This window comes from Candidatus Termitispirillum reticulitermitis (genome assembly GCF_054655775.1).
The window spans coordinates 1-8,739 of record NZ_BAAIHG010000053.1 but is presented as its reverse complement, the minus strand read 5'-3'; the positions used below and the strand labels follow the sequence as shown (position 1 = coordinate 8,739).

Genomic DNA, 8,739 nt, shown 5'->3' with positions numbered 1-8,739 from the left:
TGTATTTAGCACACCTAAAACGTGTAGAGGATATAATATTAGGGTTAGCTAGTAATGCAACGGTTGAGACACTCACAAAGGGGCTAATGGAGCAGGTTGGCAGGGCGATAGAGCCGATGTCGTGGCTTATGAGGCGGTTTCTTTTTGCTCTGCTATTCCTGTTATGTGCCCGCACGTCTTATGCCGATATATATGTCGTTCAATCGGGCGATACGCTATCCGCCGTGCTTGCCAATACATTTACCCAGCAGGAGTCTGCACAGATATATAGCGAGCTTAAGGCTAAACTTGGTTCTTTTGTGTTGCGCGCTGGTACGGAGGTTGAGGTCGGACGTGATTATTATCTGCTCCCGCTTGGCACTAATAAGGCTGTCCGTATCACTAAAGAAAACGCTGCTCCGCATGTTGCTGTTATAGAATATGAAACTGATATTTTAACGACAATGGTTTCAGGCATCATATATGCTAATCTATTTACTACCGTTAAAGAGCTTGGAGAGACAGAAGAGCTTGCCGCCCAGCTTGCCCGAATATACGAATGGGAGTTTGACTTTTTTAAGGATATACACCCAGGTGACAGCTTTGAGGCTTTGGTTGAGAAGCGTTTTGTAAATGGCAAGTTTATAGGATACGGCAGGATTTTATCAGCTAATTTTTCCACGCGTGGCAAAGAGCACAGGGCTTACTATTTTGCTACAGACGGCAAATATGGATATTATGACAATGCGGGCACATAACAGGAATAGCAGAGCAAAAAGAAACCGCCTCATAAGCCACGAGCATATAATATTTTATAAAGAATTGCAAGCTGAAATAATCTGTGCTATATTGTTTTTATGAGTCATAGCCTTGTAAATATCTTTGCTAAACGCTTTTTGTTGGCACGCAAGCACAACAGGCTGCTGTCGTTCCTATCTGTCACTTCTACTATCGGCGTTATGCTGGGGGTAGCCTCGCTTATAGTTGTAATCAGCGTTATGGATGGTTTCACTGACAATCTCAAAAAGAAATTTTTAGGTGCAAACCCACATATAATAATATACAAAATGGATGCGACCCCCATTGACGACTGGCAGCAGTGGGTGGAGCTAGTTAAAAAGCTGCCGGACGTAACGTCTGCCTCGCCACTGATATTAGCCCCTGCAATGCTAGCTAATGACCGCAACGTATCGGGCGTTATGGTGCGCGGTATAGACGCCAGTGATGCAAGCGGGTTAGATAAGATTATTGTTTCGGGCACTCTTAAAGATTTACATAAAAACACCCCTGACGATAAACCGAGTATTTTATTAGGTAAAGAGGTAGCTTTCTCTATGGGCGTGGCTATCGGGGAAGATATAACTATCGTCAGCCCTGCCATGACGCGCGGAGCATTCGGTATGATGCCTAAAATGCGCTTATTTCGCTATATAGGCTTTTTTGATACGGGGCTATACGAGCACAACCGCACACTTGTGTATGCTAATTTAGAACGAGCGCAAGAGTTTTTTGCCACAGGGGATACCATAAACGCTATCACCGTATATGTAGCCAATTCAGACAAAGCGAACGAACTAGCGGTCAGCATACAAGATAAACTTAATGACGAGATTATAGATGCACCCGTAGGCAAGAAATTCTGGGCGCGTGATTGGATGAGTATGAATGCAAACCTGTTTGCTTCGCTTAAACTGGAACAATACGCCCTATTTGTAATACTAACACTCATTATAATAGTAGCCTCGTTCACGATAGTCAGTATGATAACCGTTACGGTGAAGGACAAACGCAAAGAGATAGCTATTATGCGCGCTATGGGTGCATCAGAGAGCTTTATCGTTGGTATATTTATTAGACAAGGGGCATATATCGGACTGTTAGGCACTATTTTAGGCAACTTGCTCGCTATTATTATCAGCTTTATATTACAAAACTTTAGAATTGTTGATTTGCCTAGGGAAATTTACTTTTCTGACACTATCCCTATCAGGCTATCGCCTGCAGTGTTTATTGCGGTGACTATCTGTGCTGTGCTAATTACATTTTTAGCATCAATACTGCCCGCAAGACTTACAGCTAGAACAAGCCCGATAGAGGCTATCAGGAATGAATGAGGCTATCTGATGATAAAACTATCTAATATAACTAAATCGTTTGAGACACCAGCGGGGATGCTTACGGTGCTGAACGACCTGTCGCTTAATATTGAAGCGGGCAAAGTTCATGCCGTGACAGGGCAATCGGGTGCTGGAAAGTCAACCCTGCTACACATCATCGGCGGGCTTGACATGCCTACATCAGGCAAGGTGCTGTTCAACGGAGACGATGTTTATGCTATGAACGGACCAGCCCTTGATAAGTATAGAAATAAAAATATAGGTTTCATCTTTCAGTTTCACTATCTGCTAGACGATTTCAGCGCACTAGAAAATGTGACTATGCCTGCACTGCTTGCTGGCAAACCGACAGACGTTGCGCACCGGCGAGCGGAGGAATTGCTCGTCCGTATTGGCTTACAAGATAGGCTAGCTCACTACCCAAAAGAACTATCAGGCGGAGAGCAGCAACGTGTAGCTGTTGCGCGAGCAATAATGAATGAACCCTCGCTGATACTAGCCGATGAGCCAACTGGCAACCTTGACCGTGCGGCAAGCGAGGTGGTGCAAGAGTTGTTATTCAGCCTAAAAGCCCCATCGGTCGCTGTTATAATAGTAACACATGCTCCAAACATTGCTCGTCTTTGTGATACGGAGATAAAGCTAGAAAAGGCATAGAATAGATACAGGTGAGAAATTATCCCCACTTCCATAAGCTAGTTATTGATAGTTGCGTTTCTTCTTCGGCTGTTTTGTTAAAGGCGTTGAGCGTGTCCATTGACGACTTGCCCATGCTAGCCTTGCGTCCCATACTGCGCACACGAGCAATAGCATCAGTAATCCGAGCATAAGCAACCCTCGCTTGTGCTGCACTGCCTATTGATATATCGTTTAACTCTAGCCCTGCCGTATCAAGCCTGCCTATAGCACTGCGCGTCTGGGCGGGATAGCCCGCTCCAACTGAGTTTCGCATAGAACCATCCACAACATTTATATATACATCTTTATTAACATTACCAGACTACCTTGAACTTCATAACAGAAAGCTATCTATACCCAAAGAAACAGTGCCTGACGCCCACCGCCAACTACCAGCTAAAGCGCAACTCAAAGACTACTGCTATCTGGAAAGTTCGGCTAAACTGCGTAATGACTGGACTATACAAAAAAAAACGGACACTTCTTTCAAATACCCTCCAAGTCTGTTCACGCCCCTAGAGTTAACAAAGTTCTCGTCCGCGAATTCATTGATAAATCATTCACTATATTCTACAACGGAAAACAGCATACCTTTAACACCTAAATAGGGGCATTTTAACTGTGGCATTACAGAGAAAAACTCTTTTGCTTCCCCTGATATTTACCGCTCCCAAGTTGTATAGTCTCCCCCAAAAGGAGGAGGAAAACTTGACTATTTCCCTTTTTTATTATATTACTTAGGTTATGCCAAACGAGGAGAAACCCATAACTTTTTAGAGTTAACGGCGAGGACAAGGCAGCTTTATCTGGTGCGATGGAGCGGGCTATAGGGGTATGTGTAGAGCGTGGGGGACGGGGAGTAATGAATACATCTAAAGAATCTATTGCTAGCCAGACGGCTAAAATGCTGTTAGAGGTGGAGGCTGTTCACTTTTACGATGAGAAGCCGTTTATTCTGACATCAGGCAAGGCAAGCCCTGTGTATATTGATTGCAGGAAACTTATATCATACCCGCGTTTAAGACAAACTTTAATGGACTTTGCCGCTGAAACCATATACCGTGAGGTAGGCTATGAGTCTATAGACGTTGTGGCTGGCGGAGAGACTGCCGGTATTCCATTCGCCGCTTGGCTGTCTGACAGGCTAATGTTGCCGATGCAGTATATACGTAAGAAACCCAAAGGTTTCGGTCGCAATGCGCAGATAGAGGGCAATGTCATAGAAGCTGCCAGAACGCTATTAGTTGAGGATTTAGCTACTGACGGCGGTAGCAAGGTTGGTTTCTGTAATGCTATTCGCTCGTCAGGGTCTGTAGTAGAACATTGCTTTGTGGTATTTTTCTATAACATATTCCCCGAAAGTAGCAAAATATTGAGCGATTTAGGCGTTCAGTTGCACTATTTGACCACGTGGCAAGATGTGTTAGCGGTGGCAAAAGCAAGCGGGCATTTTGCGCCTAAAATAATGAGTGAGGTGGAGAGCTTTTTAGCAGCACCAGTTGAATGGTCTAAAACTCACGGCGGTGTTTAATGAAACTAATCGTTGCGGCAGACTTTCAGACGGGCAAAGAGGCGATTAAACTAGCTGACGAGCTGGCGGGCTTGCCTGTGTGGTTCAAGGTAGGATTAGAGCTATTCACCTCAGAGGGTCCCGCACTGGTAAGGGAATTGCGAACACGCGATATAAATGTGTTTTTAGACCTAAAATTTCACGATATACCGAATACTGTCAGGGGGGCAGTTCTGTCCGCCTGTGAGTTGAACGTTCAAATGCTGACAATACATATATCAGGCGGACAGGAGATGTGCAGGGTGGCGGCACTGACAGGAGCGGAATTCGCCAAGCGGCATAGCGAAGTCGCCCCGCTGATTATGGGGGTAAGCGTTCTGACAAGTGAGCCTAGCACGCCTAACGAGACAACAAAATTGGTTGCTAGCCGCGCTGACATAGCAAAAGGTAGCGGACTTGACGGCATTATCTGCTCTGGGCTAGAGGTGGCTAGCGTAAAGACTAGATACTGTGATTTGTTATGCGTTTGTCCGGGTGTTCGTTTTGCTGACAACAGCACCGATGACCAAGCACGGATAGTCACGCCTCAACAGGCACTAACAAACGGAGCAGATTTTATCGTGGTCGGACGACCAATCACAAAGGCTGAAAACAGACGCAAAGAGACTGAACGTTTCCTAACAGCCATACAATAAGCCCCCCCTCCCCTCCCCTTTTTTATCCCCTCTGCACATGCCTATACAGAGGGGGTAATGACAAGCTGTTAAAAAATATCTGAACTTTTTTACCTGCCGCTTGTCTTGCAGGTGGAGGCAAAATTATGCTACAAGAACGTAATGCACTAGATGAACGATTAGACAACTTGGAGCTGAACGATAGCTTGGGGCAGAACGCTAACACTAGTGAGAATATCAGCGATAGTAGCGAGCAGACGTTTTCAAGCAACGATTTAGCATTCTATATGAAACACATATCAGCCAACAGACCCCTGACTAAGGGTGAAGAACGGGAGTTGGGATTGAAAATACAAAACGGAGATGACGAGGCACTGAAAAAACTTATTAGTGCCAACCTAAAGTTTGTAGTGTCAATAGCCTATAAATTTAGAGGCTCTGGGTTGCCGATGCATGAACTTATAGGTTACGGCAATTTAGGCTTAATGGAAGCTGCACATAGATTTGACCCGCTTAGGGGCGTAAAGTTTATATCTTATGCCGTGTGGTGGATACGCCAATATATAATGCAAGGGGTAGCTGAACAAGCGGGCAACGTCCGTTTGCCCATAAAACAAGTTAGCAACTTGTTTAAGATAAACCGAACTAGCAATATGTTGTCAGTTAAGCATGGCAGAACGCCTGCTTTAGATGAAATCGCAAATGAGCTGAACATGCACGGTAGCGAGGTGACAGATATACTGCGCGCATCCAGACCAGCACTTTCGCTGTCTGCACCTATTAAAGACAGCAAAACTAGGACTTATGGCGATGAATTAGAAGCAGAAAATTCCAATGTGGAAGATATTGTTATTACTGCTGATGTAGAGCGCGCCGTGAACGATATGCTCGGCGACCTTGACGAGCGCGAAGCTAAGATAATAATGCTACGCTACGGGTTTAACGATGATAAGGAATACACGCTTGAAGATTTAGGCAGAGTTTTAGGCGTCAGCAGAGAACGTGTTCGCCAGCTAGAGGCACGTGCGCTAAATAAACTAAGGAAAAAGGCGGTAACGAAAGATTTAAGGGAATACCTTGCAAGCTAGCACATAACAGCAAACACTCACTTCATAATAGACTCCAACACGACTCCCCCTGCTGTATGGCAGGGGGAGTTCGTTTTATTGAGTAGGCTTAAACCTTTTTAATCTAAGTGCATTTGTCAGCACGGATACGGAGCTTAGACTCATAGCCGCCGCTGCAAATATAGGGTTTAGCAAGGGTCCTCCGAATAGATACAGCACCCCCGCTGCCAGCGGTATGCCCAACACGTTGTATCCGAACGCCCAGAACAAATTCTGCTTAATATTACGAATTGTCTTTTTGCTAAGCTCAATCGCAGTAGACACATCTACCAAGTCTGAACGCATTAACACAATATCTGCCGATTCCATCGCCACGTCAGTGCCAGAGCCGATTGCAATACCTACGTCAGCCTGTGCAAGTGCTGGCGCATCATTGATACCATCCCCTACCATAGCCACCTTGCGCCCATCCTGTTGCAACTTCCTTACCTCGTTAGATTTATCTTGTGGTAGCACCTCAGCAAGCACCCTATCAATACCTACTTGACGGGCAATTGCAGCGGCAGTTTTCTTGTTATCACCAGTAATCATCGCCACTTCAATACCCATATTGTGCAACCTAGCAATGGCGGCACGGCTACTCTGTTTCACCACATCGGCTACAGCGATAATGCCCGCAAGTTTGCCATCTATCGCTATATACATCGGTGTTTTACCGTCATCAGCCAATTTGTCAGACTCTGCCGCTAAAATGTCTAATGGTATATTCATTTCAGCCATCAGCTTGTAATTGCCCGCAAGGATAGTTCGCTCGCCTATAACGCCACTTATTCCACGTCCAGTAATAGCCCCAAAGTTGTCAACTTTTAAGAACGTCAATTCTTTAGCCTGTGCATCCCCCACTATAGCCTGCCCTAGCGGGTGTTCAGAACTTTTCTCGGCTGATGCGGCAAGTTGCAACAGTTCAAGCTCGCCAAGTCCGCCAGTCGTCAATATATCTGTCACTTTTGGCTTCCCTTCAGTAATGGTGCCCGTTTTATCAAATACTATCGTGTTTATTTTATGCGCTATTTCCAGTGCTTCGCCGCTTTTTATCAAAATGCCGTTCTCTGCGCCCTTGCCTGTGCCTACCATAATGGCAGTCGGCGTTGCAAGCCCCAGCGCACATGGACATGCAATAACTAATATAGATATAAAGATAGTGAGCGCAAATTCTAGGCTATGCCCACCCACGAAATACCACGCACTAGCAGCAACAACAGCTATGGCACAGACGATAGGCACAAAATATCCCGACACAACATCTGCCAGCTGCGCTATGGGAGCTTTTGAGCCTTGTGCATCCTCCACCAGCTTGATAATCTGCGCCAGTGCAGTTTCACTGCCTACTCGCTCAGCCTTAAACTGAATCGTTCCGTTGGTGTTGATTGATGCGGCATATACGTTGTCGCCCGTCTTTTTGTCCACAGGCATAGACTCACCCGTCAACATAGACTCGTCAATAGCAGTGTGCCCCTCTAACACTACACCATCTACAGGTATTTTAGAACCGGGTTTTACCACTATAACATCACCGATAACCACCTGTTCTATGGGAATTTCTTTCTCTACACCGTCTTGAATAACAAGCGCAACCTTGGGTGCAAGTCCCATCAGCTTTTTGATAGCATCGCTCGTACGTCCTTTAGATATTGCCTCTAAAGACTTGCCTAATAATATTAACGTGATTATAACGCCCGCAGTCTCAAAGTATAAAGATTCCACAGCCTTAAAGTTGCCGCCAATTATCCTAAATAGATTATACGTGCTATAGACAAGTGCCGCCGTAGTGCCTACTGCTATCAACGAGTCCATATTAGGGCTACACATAAACAACGCCTTAAATCCAACCGTATAGAACCTATACCCCGCTATAACAACAGGAACAACTAAAACAAACTCCAACAGCCCATAAATTAACGGATATTGCATAGGGTTGAGAGCCGCAGGAAATGGCAGATTTATGAAGATGAACATCGGCACCATAGCAATATATAAAAGCGGCAAGCTAAATACGGCAGAGATAGCCAGCTTTAGCTGTAACACTTTTATTTCGCGCTGTTTCCTGATTTTATCCTCATCGCTAGTGCCACCCTTCGGCACGTCAAGTGCTTTATAGCCCGCCTTTTCAACGGCTTGTTTAACAGCAGGTATAGAAACCGCCTCATCGTTATATTCTATAAACAACTTTTCCGTAGCAAGGTTCACGTTAGCCTTGCCGATACCTGCTAACTTGCCGACCACGCGCTCCACCCGCCGTGCACAGGCTGCACAAGTCATACCCCTAATATCTAATACGTGACTGCTCATTATAAATACACCTCCTGTATCATATCACAAAAATAATATACAACTTAAATATAGAGAAATTATGAGCTATTTTTCTCTTGACAATCTCCCCTTTTTCTGCTATAGTTCACGTACAATTTAGTTAAGCTATGAGGGAATCAGGCTGGTGGAAGTTCTTTATGTATATATGTTATGTATATATTTAGGGGGTATTCTATCAGCTTTTTTTTATTTGTTTAGTAGTTGCAGGGAGGCTTGGTTATGTCATTTAGTGTTTATACTAATACGGCGGCTGTGTTGGTGCAGGGAGGTATCAGCAGTAGTGCGAAGGCATTATCACATTCAATAGAGGGGTTATCTAGTGGGTTGCGTATAAACCATGCGTC

The 8,739-nt window shown here is 45.0% G+C and carries 7 protein-coding genes and 1 pseudogene; 6 read left to right on the top strand and 2 right to left on the bottom strand.

The genetic code is table 11. The features are described 5' to 3' along the window. The 3 genes and pseudogenes from AC1MDJ_RS05905 to AC1MDJ_RS05895 form a co-directional block, all read left to right on the top strand. A pseudogene (locus AC1MDJ_RS05905) lies at positions 1 to 737 on the top strand (hypothetical protein); the annotation flags it as partial. A 99-nt stretch (positions 738 to 836) separates the two neighbouring features. Continuing rightward, positions 837 to 2,093 (top strand): FtsX-like permease family protein, encoded by a 1,257-nt coding sequence (locus AC1MDJ_RS05900; RefSeq protein WP_479690011.1) that lies wholly within the window; start codon positions 837 to 839, stop codon positions 2,091 to 2,093. Between the two features lie 9 nt (positions 2,094 to 2,102). Beyond that, positions 2,103 to 2,753 carry an ABC transporter ATP-binding protein gene (locus tag AC1MDJ_RS05895; protein ID WP_479690010.1) on the top strand — a complete coding sequence of 217 codons (651 nt, stop codon included), beginning with the start codon at positions 2,103 to 2,105 and terminating at the stop codon, positions 2,751 to 2,753. A gap of 19 nt (positions 2,754 to 2,772) precedes the next feature. On the opposite strand, the gene AC1MDJ_RS05890 is transcribed toward AC1MDJ_RS05895, so the two are convergent. Continuing rightward, positions 2,773 to 3,048 (bottom strand): hypothetical protein, encoded by a 276-nt coding sequence (locus tag AC1MDJ_RS05890; protein ID WP_479690009.1) that lies wholly within the window; start codon positions 3,046 to 3,048, stop codon positions 2,773 to 2,775. A 588-nt stretch (positions 3,049 to 3,636) separates the two neighbouring features. Between AC1MDJ_RS05890 and AC1MDJ_RS05885 the strand changes: the two genes are divergently transcribed. From AC1MDJ_RS05885 to AC1MDJ_RS05875, 3 genes are all read left to right on the top strand, one after another. Beyond that, positions 3,637 to 4,305: an orotate phosphoribosyltransferase gene (locus AC1MDJ_RS05885; protein WP_479690008.1), complete on the top strand. Its 669-nt coding sequence runs from the start codon at positions 3,637 to 3,639 to the stop codon at positions 4,303 to 4,305. After that, positions 4,305 to 4,979, top strand: a complete 675-nt coding sequence (gene pyrF, locus AC1MDJ_RS05880) for an orotidine-5'-phosphate decarboxylase (RefSeq protein WP_479690007.1) — start codon at positions 4,305 to 4,307, stop codon at positions 4,977 to 4,979. Before AC1MDJ_RS05885 ends, pyrF begins: the two co-directional genes overlap by 1 nt. 125 nt (positions 4,980 to 5,104) lie before the next feature. Further along, positions 5,105 to 6,046, top strand: coding sequence for a sigma-70 family RNA polymerase sigma factor (locus AC1MDJ_RS05875; protein ID WP_479690006.1), 942 nt, complete (start codon positions 5,105 to 5,107; stop codon positions 6,044 to 6,046). Between the two features lie 75 nt (positions 6,047 to 6,121). On the opposite strand, the gene AC1MDJ_RS05870 is transcribed toward AC1MDJ_RS05875, so the two are convergent. Further along, positions 6,122 to 8,374 carry a heavy metal translocating P-type ATPase gene (locus AC1MDJ_RS05870; protein WP_479690005.1) on the bottom strand — a complete coding sequence of 751 codons (2,253 nt, stop codon included), beginning with the start codon at positions 8,372 to 8,374 and terminating at the stop codon, positions 6,122 to 6,124. Between the last annotated feature and the right edge of the window lie 365 nt (positions 8,375 to 8,739).

Bases quoted from the DNA above. Each gene is read 5' to 3' on its own strand.
- AC1MDJ_RS05900 (WP_479690011.1), top strand. From the start codon at position 837: ATGAGTCATAGCCTTGTAAATATCTTTGCTAAACGCTTTTTGTTGGCA.
- AC1MDJ_RS05895 (WP_479690010.1), top strand. From the start codon at position 2,103: ATGATAAAACTATCTAATATAACTAAATCGTTTGAGACACCAGCGGGG.
- AC1MDJ_RS05890 (WP_479690009.1), bottom strand. From the start codon at position 3,048: ATGCGAAACTCAGTTGGAGCGGGCTATCCCGCCCAGACGCGCAGTGCT.
- AC1MDJ_RS05885 (WP_479690008.1), top strand. From the start codon at position 3,637: ATGAATACATCTAAAGAATCTATTGCTAGCCAGACGGCTAAAATGCTG.
- pyrF (WP_479690007.1), top strand. From the start codon at position 4,305: ATGAAACTAATCGTTGCGGCAGACTTTCAGACGGGCAAAGAGGCGATT.
- AC1MDJ_RS05875 (WP_479690006.1), top strand. From the start codon at position 5,105: ATGCTACAAGAACGTAATGCACTAGATGAACGATTAGACAACTTGGAG.
- AC1MDJ_RS05870 (WP_479690005.1), bottom strand. From the start codon at position 8,374: ATGAGCAGTCACGTATTAGATATTAGGGGTATGACTTGTGCAGCCTGT.